The sequence below is a fragment of the Roseicitreum antarcticum genome, from assembly GCF_014681765.1.
Taxonomy (GTDB): Bacteria; Pseudomonadota; Alphaproteobacteria; order Rhodobacterales; family Rhodobacteraceae; genus Roseicitreum; species Roseicitreum antarcticum.
Genome location: NZ_CP061498.1, coordinates 3,256,823 through 3,275,929, shown reverse-complemented (window position 1 = coordinate 3,275,929; position 19,107 = coordinate 3,256,823). Strand labels below are relative to the sequence as shown.

Annotated in this window: 15 protein-coding genes and 1 tRNA gene; 13 read left to right on the top strand and 3 right to left on the bottom strand. The window is 60.8% G+C overall.

Annotated features, from left to right (window positions below):
• Window positions 1-4 precede the first annotated feature (4 nt).
• The 6 genes from H9529_RS15605 (at window position 5) to H9529_RS15580 (ending at window position 8,693) form a co-directional block, all read left to right on the top strand.
• Window positions 5-1,819 carry a thiamine pyrophosphate-binding protein gene (locus H9529_RS15605; protein ID WP_092886731.1) on the top strand — a complete coding sequence of 605 codons (1,815 nt, stop codon included), beginning with the start codon at window positions 5-7 and terminating at the stop codon, window positions 1,817-1,819.
• A gap of 124 nt (window positions 1,820-1,943) precedes the next feature.
• Window positions 1,944-2,999 carry a Bug family tripartite tricarboxylate transporter substrate binding protein gene (locus tag H9529_RS15600; RefSeq protein WP_176846954.1) on the top strand — a complete coding sequence of 352 codons (1,056 nt, stop codon included), beginning with the start codon at window positions 1,944-1,946 and terminating at the stop codon, window positions 2,997-2,999.
• A 112-nt stretch (window positions 3,000-3,111) separates the two neighbouring features.
• Complete coding sequence (locus H9529_RS15595; protein ID WP_223814207.1) at window positions 3,112-4,590, top strand: aldehyde dehydrogenase family protein; 1,479 nt, start codon at window positions 3,112-3,114, stop codon at window positions 4,588-4,590.
• A gap of 85 nt (window positions 4,591-4,675) precedes the next feature.
• A complete protein-coding gene (locus H9529_RS15590) occupies window positions 4,676-5,719 on the top strand; it encodes a Bug family tripartite tricarboxylate transporter substrate binding protein (RefSeq protein WP_092886725.1) in 1,044 nt (347 codons plus the stop codon).
• Between the two features lie 42 nt (window positions 5,720-5,761).
• The gene (locus tag H9529_RS15585) at window positions 5,762-6,553 is read left to right on the top strand and encodes a class II aldolase/adducin family protein (protein ID WP_143033480.1); all 792 of its coding nucleotides are present in this window, start codon (window positions 5,762-5,764) and stop codon (window positions 6,551-6,553) included.
• A 94-nt stretch (window positions 6,554-6,647) separates the two neighbouring features.
• Window positions 6,648-8,693 (top strand): tripartite tricarboxylate transporter permease, encoded by a 2,046-nt coding sequence (locus tag H9529_RS15580; protein WP_092886721.1) that lies wholly within the window; start codon window positions 6,648-6,650, stop codon window positions 8,691-8,693.
• On the opposite strand, the gene H9529_RS15575 is transcribed toward H9529_RS15580, so the two are convergent.
• Window positions 8,652-9,116: a hypothetical protein gene (locus tag H9529_RS15575; protein WP_143033479.1), complete on the bottom strand. Its 465-nt coding sequence runs from the start codon at window positions 9,114-9,116 to the stop codon at window positions 8,652-8,654. The genes H9529_RS15580 and H9529_RS15575 overlap by 42 nt on opposite strands.
• A 453-nt stretch (window positions 9,117-9,569) precedes the next feature.
• On the opposite strand from H9529_RS15575, the gene glgB reads away from it, so the two are divergent.
• Together glgB and gghA are read left to right on the top strand one after the other, a co-directional pair.
• A complete protein-coding gene (gene glgB, locus H9529_RS15570; RefSeq protein WP_092886719.1) occupies window positions 9,570-11,798 on the top strand; it encodes a 1,4-alpha-glucan branching protein GlgB in 2,229 nt (742 codons plus the stop codon).
• The gene (gene gghA, locus H9529_RS15565; RefSeq protein WP_223814206.1) at window positions 11,795-14,179 is read left to right on the top strand and encodes a glucosylglycerol hydrolase; all 2,385 of its coding nucleotides are present in this window, start codon (window positions 11,795-11,797) and stop codon (window positions 14,177-14,179) included. Before glgB ends, gghA begins: the two co-directional genes overlap by 4 nt.
• 196 nt (window positions 14,180-14,375) lie before the next feature.
• Here the strand turns inward: gghA and H9529_RS15560 are convergent, their stop codons facing one another.
• Window positions 14,376-14,861, bottom strand: coding sequence for a hypothetical protein (locus H9529_RS15560; RefSeq protein ID WP_092886717.1), 486 nt, complete (start codon window positions 14,859-14,861; stop codon window positions 14,376-14,378).
• A 239-nt stretch (window positions 14,862-15,100) separates the two neighbouring features.
• Between H9529_RS15560 and H9529_RS15555 the strand changes: the two genes are divergently transcribed.
• Window positions 15,101-15,283 (top strand): hypothetical protein, encoded by a 183-nt coding sequence (locus H9529_RS15555; RefSeq protein ID WP_092886715.1) that lies wholly within the window; start codon window positions 15,101-15,103, stop codon window positions 15,281-15,283.
• 440 nt (window positions 15,284-15,723) lie between these two features.
• Here H9529_RS15555 and H9529_RS15550 read toward each other — a convergent pair.
• Window positions 15,724-15,798, bottom strand: a tRNA-Thr gene (locus H9529_RS15550).
• An 89-nt stretch (window positions 15,799-15,887) separates the two neighbouring features.
• Between H9529_RS15550 and H9529_RS15545 the strand changes: the two genes are divergently transcribed.
• Genes H9529_RS15545 through hisD form a run of 4 tightly spaced genes read left to right on the top strand, consistent with a single transcriptional unit; the run spans window position 15,888 to window position 19,107 of the window.
• Window positions 15,888-16,043, top strand: coding sequence for a hypothetical protein (locus H9529_RS15545; RefSeq protein ID WP_176846953.1), 156 nt, complete (start codon window positions 15,888-15,890; stop codon window positions 16,041-16,043).
• A 9-nt stretch (window positions 16,044-16,052) separates the two neighbouring features.
• On the top strand, window positions 16,053-17,321 hold the full coding sequence (gene murA / locus H9529_RS15540) for a UDP-N-acetylglucosamine 1-carboxyvinyltransferase (protein WP_092886712.1): 1,269 nt from the start codon (window positions 16,053-16,055) through the stop codon (window positions 17,319-17,321).
• The gene (locus H9529_RS15535) at window positions 17,318-17,800 is read left to right on the top strand and encodes a DUF2948 family protein (protein ID WP_092886710.1); all 483 of its coding nucleotides are present in this window, start codon (window positions 17,318-17,320) and stop codon (window positions 17,798-17,800) included. The genes murA and H9529_RS15535 overlap by 4 nt, the downstream gene beginning before the upstream one ends.
• Window positions 17,800-19,107, top strand: coding sequence for a histidinol dehydrogenase (gene hisD, locus H9529_RS15530; RefSeq protein ID WP_092886708.1), 1,308 nt, complete (start codon window positions 17,800-17,802; stop codon window positions 19,105-19,107). The genes H9529_RS15535 and hisD overlap by 1 nt, the downstream gene beginning before the upstream one ends.

The window sequence follows — 19,107 nt, the reverse complement described above, 5'->3', positions numbered from 1 at the left end:
GTACATGAACGGACCGGCCAAAATCCCAGTTGAACAACCCGACCTTGCCGTTGCGGGTCCGGCGCGGTTTGGCAGTGATGTGATTGCGCAAACCCTGCGCGATATCGGGTTTCCGTATCTGGCCATGAACCCCGGCGCCAGTTTCCGCGGCCTGCACGACAGTATCGTCAATTATCTGGGGAACGAGACGCCAAAATTATTGCTGTGTCTGCACGAAGAGCACGCCGTGGCCATTGCGCACGGCTACGCCAAGGTCACGGATCGTCCAATTGCGGCGGCTGTCCACTCCAACGTCGGGTTGATGCACGCCAGTATGGCAATCTTCAATGCATGGTGTGATCGTGCGCCGGTCGTGGTGCTGGGCGCCACAGGCCCCGTAGACGCGGCGCAGCGCCGCCCTTGGATCGACTGGATTCACACGGCCGCAGATCAAGGTGCGCTGGTCCGGAATTTCGTCAAATGGGACAACCAACCAGCGTCAGCCGCTGCCGCCCGCGAGGCCGTGCTACGCGCCACGTGGATTTCGGACACCACCCCTAAAGGCCCTGTTTACGTCAACCTTGATGCGACCGTTCAGGAATCGCTGCTGGAGGGTGCCGCATCAGACAACACCCCAGCGCAACGGTATCTGACCACGGCCCGCGCGGGGCCCGCAGCCGATACGATGACGGAGCTTGCCGTTGTCCTGCGGCAGGCGCGCAATCCTGTTATCCTGGCGGGACGAAACACGCGGGATGAGGCCGCGTGGCAGGCGCGCGTTGACCTGGCCGAGCGTCTGGGCGCTGGCGTGATCACCGATATTCGCATCGCGGCGGCATTTCCGACATCGCATGGCCTGTATCTTGGCGACCTGCGCGGCAATGCCCAGGGTACACGCGCGGCACTGGCGCAAGCGGACCTCATCATCGCGCTGGATTGGGTGGATCTTGGGGGCGTGCTTTCCATGATCCCCGAAAGCGAAGTGCCCGCGCGGGTCGTGCGCGTCGGGCTGGATCATGCAATCCACAATGGCTGGAGCATGGATCATCAAAGCCACCCAGCGACCGATTATGTGGTTGCGTGTGACGCGGCAGCGTTCACAAACGCCTGCCTTGCCGCACTTGGCCCGGACGGAAACGCACGTCGCGCCGCTGACGCGAAACGGCCCACCGTTTCGGCCCGTCGGCCCAGACCGCCTGCAACGGGGCCGCTCAGCGTGGCCGACATTGCCCAAACCCTCGCCGATGTCGTCGGCGATATCCCGGTTTCGCTGACCCACGTGCCGCTATCTTGGCAGGGTGCCGACTGGGACTTCAACCATCCGCTGGATTTCCTGGGCGGCGACGGCGGCGGTGGGATCGGGGCCGGGCCGGGGCTGGCCGTCGGGGCGGCTCTGGCACTGCGCGACACACAATCACCGCGGCTGCCCGTGGCGGTGTGCGGCGACGGTGATTTCTTGATGGGATGCACGGCATTGTGGACCGCCGTTCACTACGACATTCCGCTGCTGATGATCGTTGCCAACAATCGGTCATTCTACAACGACGAGGTGCATCAGGAACGCATTGCCCGGCTGCGCGGCCGCCCCGTTCAGAACAAGTGGATCGGAATGCGCATGCGCAACCCCGACATTGATCTGACCGGGATCGCAAAAGCACAAGGTTGCATGACGTTCGGACCGGCGGCGACGCAGGGCGAGCTTGCGATCGCCCTCGACACCGCGCTTGCCCATGTGCGTGGCGGTGGTGTCGGGTTTGTCGAAGTCCTGATCGACACCGGATATCCCGACAGTCTGACCAGTTCCATTGCCCCCGCATCGGCGGTGGATGGATCAGTCTGACGGGACTTGCACGGGCCATTGGCCCCCTGCGTGGGGCCGACGGGCCGATGGGCGCGGATCTGGGAGGAATGTTCAGGGCAGTGCCGCGCAAGGATACGACGATTTCAACTTAAGGAGGATCAAGATGAAACGTGTTACCGCAATTTCGAACCTAAACGGACTGATGTGCAGTGCCGCAATGGCTGCCGGACTGTCGATGGGGGCCGCCGCTGCATATTCCCAGACCGATGCCATCGCGGAATTCTACGATGGCCAGACCATTACCATATATGTCGGTTTCGGGCCCGGCGGTGGATATGATCTTTACGGCCGCCTTGCCGCAGATTTTCTGGGGAAACACATTCCGGGCAATCCGGATGTGATCGTTGAAAACATGCCCGGTGCCGGGGGGCGCCTCGCCGCTCAGTACCTGTACTCGGTCGCGCCGCAAGATGGCACCGCTTTGTCGGTCATCGTGCAGTCCGTAGGGATGGACAGCGCGCTGGGAACAATTCCGGGTAACGTGGACGCCGCGCAGTTCGCCGCGATCGGCCGTCTGACCGCAAATTACGAACTGGGCATCGCATGGGCAGGCGCCGAGGCGCAGAACTTTGAAGATGCCAAAACGGTGCCTGTTCCCTTCGCCTCGACAGGGGCGGGGTCGGCATCGGCTTTCGTGCCTCGCATGCTCAACGACATAGAAGGCACCCAGTTCGAGGTGATTGCGGGCTATCAGGGCACGTCGAACGCCGCCATCGCCATGGAGCAAAGTGAAGTTGACGCGATGATGATCGGTATTGCGGGCCTGCGGGCATCGCGGCCGGATTGGTTGGATAACGGCATGGTGAATGTGCTGTGGCAATTGTCCAATGAACCCCACCCGGATTTCATGGATGTGCCCGCTGTCGGGCAGTTGGGCACCACGGATGAAGAAAGGCAGATGCTTCAGTTGGTGGCTGGCGCGGCAGGCGTTGGCCGGTCGCTGGTGACCACCCCAAATGTGCCTGCAGAACGCGTCGAAGCGCTGCGTCGGGCCTTTGATGCAATGCTGGAGGATGAAGCCTTTCTTGCTGCGGCAACAGAGCGCAATCAAGAACTGGACCCGATTTCCGGTGAGGCCCTGCAAGACGTGATCAACAGCCAGATGGATGTCAGCCCCGATGCCCTGGAGCGCGTGCGCGCGTATGTCATGGCGAACTGACGGCTGTCGCCACTGATTGTGGCGCGTCCCGCACCGTTTCGCTGACGCGCCACAGTCTTTCCACCACACCATTCCAATCAAGGTCTACCCCCTGACAGTGAGTACCCGACACATGGCTTTTGATATGGATCGCCTTGAAACCCTCGTGCCCAATCGCAAGCTGTATTTCGGGGGTGCGTGGCACACCCCGCAAAAAGGCGAAAGCCAGGCCAGCACCGACCCGGCAACGGGCGCAGCTCTGGGCCAAATCGCGCAAGCATGCGCCGCTGACGCCGACGCAGCGGTCCGGGCCGCACAGGAAGGCTATAAATACTGGCGCAAGGTAGCCCCCGCTGAACGCGCAAAAACGCTGCGCGCGATGGCGCAGGTCATCCGCGCCAATGCCGACGATCTGGCGTGGCTGGATGCCATCGACGGGGGCAGCCCCATCAGCAAAATGCGTTCAGATGTCGAGATCGCAGCATCCAGATTGGACTATTTTGCAGGTCTCGTCACTGAAATGAAGGGCGACACCCTGCCGTCACGCGACGGGACTGCAACATATACCCGGCGCGAGCCTTTGGGCGTGGTGGTGCGCATCGTCGCCTTCAACCATCCTTTGATGTTTACCGCCAGTCGGCTTGCCGCGCCACTGCTCGCCGGAAACGCGTGCATCGTGAAGCCCCCCGAACAGGCATCACTGTCTGCCCTGCGGCTTGCGGAATTGATCGGGCCGCTTCTGCCGCAAGGCGTCTTTGGGCTGTTGACAGGCGGGGCCCAGACGGGTGCCGCCTTGGCCCGACACCCTGATGTGGCGATGGTTGGACTGGTCGGCAGCGTCCCCGCAGGACAAGCGGTGTACCGTGCGGGCAGTGATGGCATGAAGCGCGTTCTGCTTGAACTGGGCGGCAAGAATGCCCTGATCGCCTTTGATGACGCCGACCCCAAGGCGGTGGCGCAGGCCATGGTGGACGGTATGAACTTCACCTGGTGCGGGCAATCCTGCGGATCAACCAGCCGGGCGTTTGTGCACGAAGCCATTCATGATGAAGTCGTCGCCGAAGTTCAACGTTGCGTGGCACAGATAGTGCCGGGGTTGCCCACCGATCCCGCGACAAAGATGGGGGCGCTGATCGATCACGCCCATCGTGACCGTGTCATGGCGGCGATCGCCACAGCGCAGGCCGAGGGCGCGCGACTGGTTTGCGGGGGCACCCCCCCGACCGACGCAGCACTATCAAAGGGCGCATTCCTGAGCCCAACGGTTTTCGCCGATGTCACCCACGATATGCGGATCGCCCGCGAGGAAATATTCGGGCCTGTGCTCGGCATCCTGAAATTCGACGATACGGCGCGCGTGATCGAACAGGTCAACGACAGTCCGTTCGGGCTTACCTGCTCGATCTGGACCAACGACCTTGCGCGCGCGCACCGGACCGCTGACGCGGTAGAGACCGGGTATGTATGGGTCAACGATGTCTCGAAGCACTTTGTTGGCGCCCCATTCGGCGGGCGCAAAAGCTCTGGCATCGGACGCGAGGAATGTTTGGGCGAACTCTTGTTCTTCACTGAAGAAAAGACGGTTCACATCAATTATTCAGGCGAGCGCTGAGCGCGTAGCGGCTCTGCGACACACGACGGGAGGCGTGTGTCGCAGAGCCAAGAACCAACAACCATCAGCATCTAGGGAGGATGATATGAAACACAAACCAGGCAAATCGAAGCGCATTGCGCGACACTTGCTCGTTGCAGGGATCATTGGACTGGCGGTGACACACCCCGTGCAAGCAGATCCTGTCGCCGACTTCTACAGTGGCAAAACGATCGACATGATCATCGGCTACTCGGCGGGCGGGGGGTACGATCAATATGCGCGCCTCGTGTCACGCCATCTGTCAAAGCACATTCCGGGCAATCCGGACATCGTCCCGCGCAATATGCCCGGCGCTTCCAGCCGACTGGCGGCAGAATATGTCTATAATGTCGCCCCACGCGACGGCACCATTCTGGCCACCGCAGACCAGTCGCTGGCGGTGGCACAGGCGATGGGGGATGACAGCCTGACGCTCGACGCAAGCGAATTTGGCTATATCGGCAGCCCCGTCATGCAAAACAACGTTTTGATTACCTGGCATACATCCGAAGTGAAGACCGTTGCCGACGCACAGGCGATAAGCGTTCCGATCGGCGCAACGGGTGGGTCCACCTCGTCACAATATCCAACATTGATGAACGAATTGATCGGCACCCAATTCAACATCATCACCGGCTATCCGGGGGGCAATGACATCAACCTTGCCATGGAAACCGGTGAGGTTGACGGGCGCGGCAGCGTCAATTGGGCATCCGTCGTGCCTTTGGGCTGGCAAGAGCAAGGCTTGATGAACGTCCTCGTGCAGATCGGTTTGCAGCGCGAGCCTGACTTGCCGGATGTGCCCCTCCTCTATGAGCTTGCACAGAACGAGGACGATGCGCGCTTGCTGCGGCTGATCTCCGCGCCGACCACTGTGGGGCGTCCGGTTTTCACCACGCCTGACGTGCCGCAAGAGCGCCTCGATGCGCTGCGCGCTGCGTTTGACGCGATGCTGGAAGACCCGGAGTTTCAAGCGGCGGCTGCCCGCGAGGGGCTTGGGCTCAGCCCGGTATCGGGTGCCGAACTGCAACAGATCGTGGACGAGATCATCTCGACCCCGGAACCGATTGCCGCGCGCCTCGGTGAGCTGATCGGCGTGGCCGACTAAGGGCAGTCACCCTGCCCGATAGCGCCGTCCGGCGGCGCGTTTGTGCCGCCGGACAACTCAGCATCAACGTCTTCGGAGAAGATCATGAACGCTTCGCTTTCCATTTCCGACGATCCAGCCGACATCGGGGCCATGCGGCAGCAGATTGCTGCCGCGACCCGTATGCTGGTGATGGAAGAGATCCTTGACTACAGTGGGCATGTGTCGGCGCGCATGCCTGATGGCGATACATTCATGGTGCAGAACGCATCAGATTCACGCGGTGAACTTGAACCCGATCGTCTGCTGGTCATGGACCTTGATGGGCGGGTGGTCGCAGGCAATGAAAAACCGCCATTGGAAACCGTGCTGCATGCCGAGATCTTCAGGGCGCGGCCTGATGTGCAAGCCATCCTGCATTGCCATCTGGAACTGGCGATTTCCTTCACATTGATGAAGAATGTCGGGCTGGTGCCCGTACGCTCCCGCGCCGTGCGCTGGCGAAGCGGCATCCCTACGCATCCAGATCCCAGCCTTATTCGTCGAAAAGAACAGGGCGAATCCCTTGCGGCCACGTTGGGACACCACAACGCGGCATTGCTGCGGTCGCATGGAATGGTGTTGGTCGCCGAATCTGTTCCTGCCTTGTACATCGACGCCCTGCATTTCAAGGCGAACGCGCGCGCCCAAATGTCCGTCCTTCAGGCAGGGCAAACCCTTGTCCCAATGACAGAAGCCGAGATGGACATGATCGACTCTCCAAGGGAGTTTCATATCGCCAAGCTCTGGAATTTCTACGTCCGCAAAGCGCGCGCCAGCCGGATCATTCCATCGGACTGGAGTGCGACGCTTTAGCAGCACCTACACCTTGGCGCGGGGCTTTGACGCTGTGCGCCAAGCAGACATCGCCCCCCCAAAAATGTCCTAGCAATTTAAGGATTAGCCACTGATGGAAGTCACTATCTTAGGCGCTGCACAAGATGCGATGGGACTGATCTTTGATCCGTTCCGTCTGATGATGCTGGGCGCTGGGGTGCTTATGGGGCTGTTTCTTGGACTGGTTCCGGGGATCGGCGGATTGGCGGGAATGGCGCTCCTGTTGCCTTTCACCTTTACGATGGACCCTTACACTGCGTTCGCCATGCTGCTGGGCATGGCCGCAGTCGTCGGGACGTCAGACACAATCCCCGCAGTGATGTTCGGCGTCCCCGGAACCGCAGGGGCACAAGCAACCATCATGGACGGCAATCCGATGGCAAAACGCGGCGAGGCGGGACGCGCATTGAGCGCAGCGTTTACGGCCTCCCTCTTCGGCGGGCTGATGGGCGCCGTCATGCTTGCTGTCATGATCCCGGTCTTGCGGCCCCTGATGCTCCACATCGGCTCTCCCGAATTGCTGGCGCTTTCGGTTTTGGGCATTGCCATGGTTGCGGTGCTTTCGGGGAATGCACCGCTGCGCGGTCTGATTGCGGCGGGGCTTGGAATACTCTTGTCGATGATAGGTGCCGATTCACAGACCGGCACGCTGCGCTGGACAATGGGCACGTTCTACCTGTGGGACGGCTTGCCGATCGTTCCCCTGGTTCTGGGGCTATTCGCCCTGCCCGAACTTGCAGATCTGGTGATCCGCCGCCGCGCAATCGCACAGGGTGCCGCCTTGGACACAAAAACCGGTATGTGGACCGGCTTCATGGATGTGATGCGCAACAAGTGGCTTACGGTGCGCTGCGGCACGATCGGTGCTGCGCTGGGGGCGATCCCGGGTATGGGCTCTGCCGTCGTTGACTGGATCGCCTACGGCCATGCGATACAAACCGTAAAGGACGCGCGCAAAACATTTGGCAAAGGCGATGTGCGGGGCGTGATTGCGCCAGAGGCCGCAAATAACTCGATTACTGCCGGGGCTTTGGTGCCAACAATTGCCTTCGGTGTCCCGGGTTCTGCCTCCATGGCCATCTTGTTGGGTGTGTTTCTGATACACGGAATGGTTCCCGGCCCTGCCATGCTGAACGAAAACCTGGTGGTGACCTATACGATGGTATGGTCCATCGCGATTGCCAATATCCTGGGCGCAGGGATTTGCTTCTTGTTCAGCGGTCAGTTGGCGCGGATTGCGATACTGCGATATACGCTGATTATTCCCGCAGTTCTGATCTTTGTTTATGTCGGTGCGTTTCAGGCGTCACGCAATTGGGGGGACCTGTATGCGTTGGTCGGGTTTGGCGTTGTCGGCTGGATCATGAAACAGATGCGCTGGCCGCGTCCGCCCCTGATTCTGGGCTTCGTCCTTGGCGCATTGATCGAACGATACCTGTTCATTTCTGTGTCGCGCTACGGTCTGGACTGGCTTGCGCGGCCAATGGTCATGGGGCTGTTCGCCATTGCTTTCTTCATTCTTGCAGGTCCGGTTTGGCGGCATCTCAAGGCGCAAGGCTGGATCAGTGGAATTTTGCGCGACCTGAGCAGACCCAGATTCAAATTGTCGGATTTGCTGTATGGGCTGGTATTTGCATTGGTCGTTTACTTGATGACGACGGCGATAAATTGGCCTTGGGGCGCACGTGTGGGGCCGTTGACCGTTGGCATCATCACCTTGGTCTTTTGTGGTCTGAGCTTTGCGAACCAGACAATGACCCGTGGTCTGATTGCGGCGCGCACGGCCGACGCCGACAATGACGGCTTCCACATGGACACGACGAATGATTACAGCGACCTGACAACCTGGACTGTGCTGCGGCGTGCTCTGGTCTTCTTGGGATACCTGTTGCTGTTCATGGCTTCGATGAAAGTAGTCGGACTTATACCGACGGTTCCATTCTTCGTTGCGTTGTTCATGTGGGCAGAGGGCCGCGAGAATTTGAAGCTCATTCTGGGGCAGTGTGTGTTTCTGACAGCCGCCGTCTACTTGATCTTTGATCGCCTTCTGACGATCCCTTGGCCCAAAACGCTGCTATCAGAGTGGATTCCCGCGCTGACAATCATCCCAAGCGTCTGAATAGTATTTTTTCAAAAGATCCGGGCTGCCGGGGAATGGCGCATTCTTCAAAGCACGGTCGCGATGGTTGGGGGCGGCCCGGCCGCCCGTTGCAAGGATGACATTGTATCGCATTGCTGCGGATCGCGGGCGATCAGCAAAAGGGTCCAGGCCGCGCCACGGTGGCCACCTTGTGAAATACCCCCATCGGATGATCGCGCTTGGGTGTTCGCGCGCGGTCAGCTTTTTCCAGACGTCGGGCGTCGGCATCCCCGGCACGCCTTGTTGCATGTGCCGCGCTTTTTCGATCTGAACCTGAGGACGTGCGACTGCCGCCGGTCGGTTGCGATCGGCATGGCGGCAATCCCTACCAAAAGCCTCCATCAGTTCTGTCTTGCCGCCAAAGCAACTTCGCTGCTCCACAGGGATCGCGACACGCGCCAAGAATCCACCATCCAATGATGCCCGTTGTACCCATCCTTCACGCCCGCAACGGCAGCGTGAGCGACACCAAGCCCTTGTGCGCAAGCGATCAAGCGGCAGTTTCTATTTGCCAGATTTCAGCAGCGACATGAAGTTCGCATGTACGAACCCGGCTTCCGCCGCGATTTCAGACTGAGCGACACCCCAGTGGGCAGACCACCTTGGCACATCAGTGCCGTCGGGGGCGGTTACGTCATAAATGCCCAATATTTGCATTCTACATCAGAAATTGCGGCATTTTTCAGCGGTTTGACACTCAGTCTCTGGACCTTATTCTGATCCTTACTGCGGCCAGAACACGAATCTGACCGGAAGCGTGAGCAATCGCGCTGACGCGCCGAAATCACGGTATGTTTTTTTGGCAGCCAACCCGTTTGTGCCACGCGCGCAAGCCTGGAAAACTACGGAGACGCCATGAGACGCCCGCAAGCCAAGACGGCGGTGCCAACGGACCCGCCGTTTGCACCCGAGACAGATTCAGCGGCCCTGGAGGCACTTGTCACTGGCAATCATGGAGACCCATTTTCCATTCTGGGCGTCCACCCCTGCGATGGGGCGTTGTCCATACGGGTCTTTGCCCCGGGTGCAACATCGGTGGCAATTGAAGACGATAGCGGCACGCGCCAGCAATTGACGAAACTGCATGATGAAGGCGCGTTTGGCAGGATCGTCACCGAAAGGCCTGCGCGCTACAGCGTGATCGCGCGCAACGATACTGCTGAATGGCGATTTACCGATCCGTATCAATTCGGCCCCGTTTTGGGGTCGATGGACGAACATTTGATCTCGGAAGGCGCACATATGCGCCTTTGGCGCACGCTCGGCGCCCACCCCATGACCCATGAGGGTGTGGACGGCGTGACCTTTGCCGTCTGGGCGCCTGCGGCCCGGCGCGTCTCCGTGATCGGAGATTTCAATGATTGGGATGGGCGCAAGCATCCCATGCGTCGGCGCGGCGCAACCGGGGTCTGGGAATTGTTCATCCCCGAACTGGGCACTGGGGCGCGCTATAAATACGAAGTCCTTGGCATGGCCGGTGGATTACCCACCCCCAAAAGCGATCCGGTCGGTTTTCAGGGTGATCTGCGCCCCGACAATTGCTCCATCGTCCAGACGCTGGATGACTACAAATGGCGCGATGGGGACTGGATGCGCGATCGTGGCGCATTTCAGCGCACGGATGCGCCGATTTCGATCTATGAGGCCCATCTGGGAAGCTGGCGAAAAAATGCGGACGGGACCTGGCTAAGCTATCGCGAACTGGCCGAAACGCTTGTGCCTTATGTCAAGGATCTTGGGTTTACCCATATCGAATGTCTGCCCGTGTCCGAGCATCCATTTGATGGGTCATGGGGCTACCAGCCGGTCGGTCTCTACGCCCCGACAAGCCGCTTTGGCCAGCTCGATGACTTCAGGGCTTTCGTTGATGCATGCCACGCGGCAGGATTGGGCCTGATCCTCGACTGGGTGCCCGCGCATTTTCCGACCGATACCCATGGACTGGCCGAATTCGACGGCACCGCGCTTTATGAGCATGAGGATCCGCGCGAGGGCTTTCATCCGGACTGGAACACACTGATCTACAATTTCGGCCGACAGGAGGTAAGCAATTTCCTGATTGCCAATGCCCTCTACTGGACGCGCGAGCATCACATCGATGGGCTCAGGGTCGATGCCGTGGCCTCCATGCTCTACCGCGACTACAGTCGGAAAGATGGCGAGTGGATCCCAAACCGACATGGCGGACGCGAAAATCTGGAATCCATCGATTTCCTGCGCCGCCTCAATTCGACGGTCTACGGCGATGACCCCAGCGCGATGGTCATCGCCGAGGAATCCACCGCGTGGCCCGGCGTATCGCGCGCCGTTCATGACGGCGGCCTCGGGTTCGGGTTCAAGTGGAACATGGGCTGGATGCACGACACGCTCGAATACATGGCGCAAGATCCAGCGCACCGGGCACACCATCACAGCAAGATGAGCTTTGGGCTGAATTACGCCTTCAGCGAGAATTTCATCCTCTCGCTCAGCCACGATGAAGTCGTTCATGGCAAAGGCTCCATGTTTGGCAAAATGCCGGGCGATGCCGATGCGAAGATGGCAAACCTTCGCGCCTATTATGCGTTCATGTGGGCCCACCCCGGCAAGAAGCTCTTGTTCATGGGACAGGAATTCGGCCAGCGCACGGAATGGAACGCCGACGCCGAACTCGACTGGCGCGCCCTGCAAGATCCAGCGCATGCCGGGCTGAGCCGCCTCGTGCGCGACCTCAACAGCGTCTATCGCGGGTGGCCTGCGCTACACGCCCGCGATTGCCGTGCGGACGGTTTCGAATGGATCGACGGCGCCGCAGAAGCTGCCAGCGTCTACGCCTGGATCCGGCATGGCGAAGACGGTGCAGCCCCGGTTCTTGCCGTGTTCAACTTCTCGGGCGTTGCCCATACCGACTGGCGTCTGGGCGTGCCGCAGCCGGGGTTCTGGCGTGAAATCCTGAACACCGATGCAGAGGTTTATTCGGGCGGGGGTCGTGGCAATCTTGGCGGCGTGACTTCGGCACCTCAGCCAAGCCACGGCCACGCACACTCTGTTTCTCTCACTTTGCCGCCGCTCAGCGGCACATACCTGACCCTGGAGGCTGCATGATGGATGCAACGGCGGACATGAACACGATAGCCCAAAACGTCACCGCGACCGAAAGTCTCTTGGACTGGGCGCTGAAAACACAACAAAGTGGTCAGCCCGCGTTCGAGACATCCCGGATCATGGCAGAGCGGATAGGGGCCCACCGGCGCGGCGATGTCTGCGAGGTGATATTCTGGGCACCAGAATTGCAGGAACACAGGGTATCCGAGGGCGACATCTTTATCGAGGTGCTCGATCTGGAAGGCGACGTAAACCTCCTGCGCTCGCGGCAGGAACTTAGCTTTCGCCGCACGCTCGTCCCTGTTGCGCGGATCGACGCCTGGTGTATGGCGGCGATCGACGGGATGCGCGCGGGCACCCGCGACAGCATCGGCAGCTTCTACTCACTGGTCTGGCGCGACAGCGAAAATAACTGGAGCCGCATCTTCGACCCGTTGTCGGCTTCGCTGCCCTTCGGCCCCTTTGCACCGGCAGAGTTTTACGATGTTGAAGCGATGCAGGCGGCACGGACCGACAAGGCCTATTACGCAAACCTTCCGGAAGGAGAAACGCACAAGTTTGGCCCTGTGAGCAGCATCCTGCAGATTCACGTCCCAACAGCCACAGCGAGCATGAGCATCGCGGGATTGACGCGGCACTACAACACGCTGGCCGAACGGGTGCGTCAGGGGGCAGAACTTGAGCCGGCCGACCGGATCTTCCTTGGCTACGATGCTGTGCAGCTTCTCCCGGTCGAACCCACGACGGTCTACGAAGCCGGCCCGGAATTCTGGACAGAGACAGAGAGCACCGATGATCGGCTTGTCGTCGACATCCGTCGCCCGGACACCACCAACTGGGGCTATGACGTGGTTATCAGCGGCATGGCCGCGATCAACCCCTCCTTGCTGGAGTCCGACCGCCCAGACGAACTCTTGGACCTCGTTGCCGCGCTGCACAATTTCCCGGAAAGGCCGAAAAAGCTGATCTTCGATGTCGTCTATGGCCACAGCGACAATCAAGGCCTGCGCGCATTGAGCCATCACTATTTCGCCGGTCCCAACATGTATGGGCAGAACATGAACTACCGCAATCCGGTGGTACGCGCGATCATGCTGGAAATGCAGCGGCGCAAGGTCAACTACGGCGCGGATGGCGTTCGGGTGGACGGCGCGCAGGACTTCAAGTGGTGGGATGCAGACGCGCAAGTACTGCGCCACGACGACGACTATCTGCAAGAGATGGCTGACATCGTGCAAGACGTCGCGGGGCGCAAGTATCGCCCCTGGTTCATCTTCGAAGACGGCCGCCCCTGGCCCGACGAAGATTGGGAACTCAGCTCGGATTATCGCGCTGTCATCGAGAACCAGCGCGACGAGGACGTATTCCAGTGGGGTCCGTTGACCTTTGCCCACAACACACCGTTTCTCTACACGTTCTGGCTTACCAAGTTCTGGCGCATTCAGGAGATCTTGCGCAACGGCTCCAACTGGATCTCGGGCTGTGCCAACCACGACACGCTGCGCCGGGGCACGCAGATCAACCCAAAGCTGAACGTCAACACCCGTCTTGGCGACACAAAGATGGAGATCCTGGACAAGGCCTATGACCATCCTGCGGTACAGATGCTGACGTACGCGGCATTTCCCGGCGTGCCGATGGACTTCTTGAACGCCATGGCGCGCGCATCCTGGGGGTTCATCCGCAACCAGGACGACAAATACGGCGTCAAGATCGTCGCAGAAGAGGCCGTGTCCCTGAATTGGCAGGTGGATGCCTATACGTATTCCGAACCGGGTAATTTCCGTCGGTTGAAGGCGCTCGGCTTTGATGATCGCGAGGGGCTCAAACGGTTCTTCGTGGTTCTCCCGGCGCTGGTGGAGGCATCGGATTACGACCTCGACGTGATGTCGACGTTGCTGAACGACGTCGATCCACCGCTCGAAGGTCCGACCCCCTACGATTCCGCGTTGCTCAAGAGTGTGGCGCGGGCGTGGATGGACGATATGCACGACTACTGCAACGTATCCAATTACCTGGACAGGCTCGGTGACGCGCATACCGACTACATGCTCAATCTACGCGAATTCCGGGCTGCACGTCCCTGGCTGCGCAACAATTATGGCCCGCAGGACGTCTTTGACTACGCGACTCCGATCAAGGGAACGGTGGCTTTCCGTTCCCTGAGACACGGACCAGACGGCGAACAGGTGTTTGCCATTGCCCATCTCGAGGGCAAGCCGCTCGATGAAATCGACCCGACCACGCTGCCCATTCCGGGGCTTGAAGGCGGCGGGTGGCAGGTCGCGCTGCGCACACCGACGATTGGTTCGGACTATCTCGGCGGCCCGATCTCGCTGCATGACAGCATGGCTGTGCTCTACACGCGCAAGCTTACCTGAGCCGAGCCACAAAACCTAAAAGCATGGGGCGATCATACCGCGCCCCATGACAGACATTGCCAAGGACACGCAGGATTTGCTGACCTGGGCGCGTTCAGAAAGGATCAGAACGCAATTCTGGTCTCGCTTTCAGCAACACAGTTCATCAACCAACGGGCGCTCGCTGTCCGCCGCGCAATCGCGCTGCGTTGGATGCTCACCCACTGAACAGCCGGGCGAACAGCCCCTGCCTCTTGTCGGGTATTCTGGGATCCGGCAATTCGGCCTGGCACTCCTGCATGTAGCTCCAGATCTTTGGCGCCAAATCGTCGACACCGTCAGCCAATGTTCCGGCGTGTCTGGTAATATCCGGATTGGCGTCAACCCAGTCAATCAGGCCAAACTGGATTTGCTCATCCTCAAGGGGGATCTGTTCACGCAGATCCCGCATGGCCTGTGCGGCGTCTGATGCGCCAACTCGGTCGAGATGCTCGGCCAATACGCTTACGCGTGAAGCGCACTCATGGTTCAGGACGGCTCCCAAAACCCCGTTTTTGCCTGTCGTACAACGTCGCCATATCAATGCGCTGAGGACCGTATCGACAGCCTCGTTGCGGATGTCGCCGGAAGAAAGAGCTCTCTCGATCCGGCGAAGGGCGACAGGATCATCTCGTTCAAGCAGGTCGTGGAGGTTTTCTGGCATCAGTCTTTGATAGCACAATCATGGCTGGGAGGCTACTCTCCTGAACAGAAGGGCGGCGATCAGGGATGTCCTCGAAGGCAGAGAGGAAGATATGCATGGTGGCGACGAACTCCGTAGGGTGAATCTCCCACGCACAATCCATCAAGCGCCCGGCCGCAAGAGCGTTAGCGCAGAGCCTGCAATCCAACTGCGATTCCCCTGCCAAAACTCGGGTGGTCAACTTTTCAGGACGACCCTGTGTGAATGTGCCGAAACCTATTCTGGAGCGAACTCTGAGCGCGAAGATAGATGAAATCGGCGATGGAATTGCAATTGCACTCACCGACAGCATATTGGATTTGGCCGATGACTATGAGGAATTTGATGAAGCGAGATCAGACGTGAAAGGCCTTTTTCCAAAGACTTTCTTTTACATGTCGTGATGCAGAAATTTCCTCCCACAGCATCGACGACGCCGCTTTGAGCGCGTTAACGTCGAGCAAGCAGCGATGAATGATGCTGCCAAATGGCATTTTTGATGTCGATGGCAGATATCGGCCTTTTCAGGGCGTCAAACTTCCCAATCATCGGCACACATTGTTGCATGTTCCGCGCTTTTTCGATCTGATCCTATAGCGAGCAACAGCCGCCGGGCGGTTCCGATCAACCAGACGGCGATCCCTCCCCGAGCGCTTCAGCAAGTTGTGTTTTGCCGCCAAAGTAAGATCGCAGTGTTACAGGGATCGCCATACGTGCCCCGAAGCTACCATTCTTCTCTTTTCAATGACGCCGTCACGCAGCCATTTTCGAACCCCGTTCTGGAACAGGAAATGACGCCAAGCCCTTATGCGCAGGGGTTCTCTTTATGTTCAATGGGATAAGATGGTGCTGTGAGAGAGGATTGAACTCTCGACCTCACCCTTACCAAGGGTGTGCTCTACCACTGAGCTACCACAGCATCTTGTCTGGGCGGCGGAATAGACCAACGTTACGGTCCATGCAAGGGCAATCTGGACCCTTTTTTCAGCTTGCGTTAGGTAGGACCGCATGAGCAAGAAGCAGACAGACATGAAATCTGGCTCCAGCGCCGCCACAGCCCGGGAAACCCGGCTCAAAGCGGCCATGAAAGCCAATATAGCGCGCCGAAAGGCGCAGGCCGCCGCGCGGGCCAAGGGCGCCGCGGACACCAGAGCAGATGAATAGGGCAGGCATATGGATTCGATAGTCATCACCGGCGGTGCAGCACTCAACGGCGAGATCCCCATCGCGGGCGCGAAAAACGCCTGTCTGACGCTGATGCCCGCAACCTTGTTGTCACATGACCCGCTGACGCTGACCAATGCGCCGCGGCTGTCGGACATCCGCACCATGTCGGCACTCCTGGGCTCGCTCGGCACCGAAGTCTCGCCGTTGCACGACGGCAAGGTTCTGGTGCTGTCCAGCCACGATATTCACAACCACACTGCGGATTATGAGATCGTGCGCAAGATGCGCGCCTCGATCCTGGTGCTGGGGCCAATGCTGGCGCGCGACGGCCACGCGGTGGTATCGCTGCCGGGGGGGTGTGCCATCGGCGCGCGCCCCGTGGACCTGCACCTGCGCGCGTTAGAGGCGATGGGCGCGGTGCTGGACCTGCGCGACGGTTATGTGCATGCCAAGGCGCCGGGCGGGCTGAAGGGCGCGACCTACCGCTTCCCGCTGGTGTCGGTCGGCGCGACCGAAAACGCGCTGATGGCCGCGACTCTGGCCAAGGGCACCACCGTGCTGGAAAATGCCGCCCGCGAACCAGAGATCGTCGACCTTGCGCGCTGCCTGCGGGCCATGGGCGCACAGATCGAAGGCGAAGGCACCGGCACGCTGACCATTCAGGGCGTCGACAGCCTGGGCGGGGCCACGCACCGCGTGGTGGCCGACCGGATCGAACTGGGCACCTACATGTTGGCCCCGGCCATTGCGGGCGGGTCGGTCGAATGTCTGGGCGGGCAACTGGACCTGGTGGCGGCCTTCGTCGAGAAATTGCAGGAATCTGGCGTTGAGGTCGAAGAAACAGCGCGCGGCCTGCGCGTCACCCGCACCGGCGACCGCGTGCGCGCCACCAATGTGACCACCGCGCCCTTCCCCGGCTTTCCCACCGACCTTCAGGCCCAATTCATGGCGCTGATGTGCACCGCCGACGGCACCAGCGTGCTGGAGGAACGGATATTCGAAAACCGCTTCATGCATGCCCCCGAGCTGCTGCGCATGGGCGCCAGGATTGACGTGCAGGGCGGCAACGCCACCGTCACCGGCGTGGACCGCCTGAAGGGCGCCCCCGTGATGGCCACCGACCTGCGCGCCAGCGTGTCGCTGATCCTGGCGGGGCTGGCGGCCGAAGGGGAAACCGTTGTCAGCCGGGTCTATCATCTGGACCGCGGGTATGAGCATGTTGAACAGAAGCTGGGCGCATGCGGCGCAAAAATCGAACGGATCAGGACGCCATGAACAACGACGACGCAAGGTTTGAGGATGGGGCGGAACGCCCGCTGCGCCTTCAGGCGCTGGACGCCGATGACCTCGCGGTAGTTTCGGCGCTCTGTCAGGATGCGGTCCTGCCGGGACATCAGATGCAGTTCGACCGCAAGCAGCGCCGCTTTGCCCTCTTGCTCAACCGCTTTCGCTGGGAAGAACACGCCCGCGCCACCCGCCAGGGTGGGTTTGAGCGGGTGCAGGCCGTGCTCACCGTCTCGGACGTGTTGTCGGCGGCGACCGACGGCATCACGCCCGGCGACCGGGACACGGTGTTGTCGCTGCTGTCCGTCGGCTTCACGGCGGGCGATGACGGCACGGGCCGCGTGCTGCTGACCTTCGCGGGCAATGGCGCGGTGGCGTTGGATGTCGAATGTCTCGACGTCACCTTGACCGATGTCACCCGGCCCTATCTGGCCCCGGCAGGCAAAGCGCCCAGCCATAAGGAACCCTGATGCCCGTTTTCCTCAACGCCAATGAGCCCGGCTTCGACACGCAATTCGCAGCCCTCCTGTCGGCCAAGCGTGAAGACGCCGTCGATGTCGATGACACCGTGGCCGCGATCATCCAGGATGTGCGCACCCGTGGCGACGCGGCGGTGATCGACCTCACCTCGAAATTCGACAAACTGGACCTGACGCCCGAAACGCTGGCCTTCACCCCCGCCGAGATCGCCGCCGAATGCGCCAGGGTCAGCGATGCCGACCGCGCCGCGTTGCACCTGGCCGCTGACCGCATCCGCGCCTATCACAGCCGCCAGATGCCCGACGATCAGCGCTGGACCGATGACGCGGGCGCCAGCCTCGGCTGGCGCTGGGGGCCGGTATCGGCGGCGGGGCTTTATGTGCCGGGCGGGCAGGCAAGTTATCCGTCCTCGGTCTTGATGAACGCCATTCCCGCGCAGGTCGCGGGCGTCGCGCGGCTGGTCATCTGCGCGCCCACGCCGCACGGCGTTTCAAACCCGCTGGTTCTGCTGGCCGCACAGATCGCAGGCGTGGACACGATTTACCGCATCGGCGGCGCGCAGGCGATTGCCGCCATGGCCTACGGGACCGAAACCATCACCCCGGTCGACAAGATCACCGGCCCCGGCAATGCCTATGTCGCCGCCGCCAAACGCCGGGTCTTTGGCCGTGTCGGCATCGACATGATCGCGGGACCGTCCGAAATTCTGGTGATTGCCGATGCCGATAACGACCCCGACTGGATCGCGCTCGACCTGCTGTCGCAGGCCGAACATGACGAAAGCGCGCAGTCGATCCTGATTACCACCAGCGCGCCCTTCGGTCAGAAAGTGGCCGAGGCTGTCGCCGCGCGCCTGACCACGCTGGAACGGCGCGCCATCGCCGGGGCCAGCTGGCGCGACTATGGCGCGGTGATCGTGGTCGATGATCTGGCGCAGGCCGCCGCCCTGTCGAACCGCATCGCCCCCGAACACCTGGAGCTGTGCGTGGCCGATCCAGAGGCGCTGCTGCACCAGATCACCCATGCGGGCGCAGTCTTTCTGGGCCAATGGACGCCCGAGGCGATCGGCGACTATATCGGCGGGCCGAACCATGTGCTGCCCACCGCACGCTCGGCCCGGTTTTCCAGCGGGCTGTCAGTGATGGATTTCATCAAACGCACCACCATCGCACGGATGACCCCCGGCGCCCTGCGCGCCATCGGACCCGCCGCCGAGCGCCTCGCGATCTCGGAAAGCCTGCAAGCGCATGGCCTCAGCCTGCGCGCCAGGCTTGACCGCCTCAATGCGGGGGAGTGA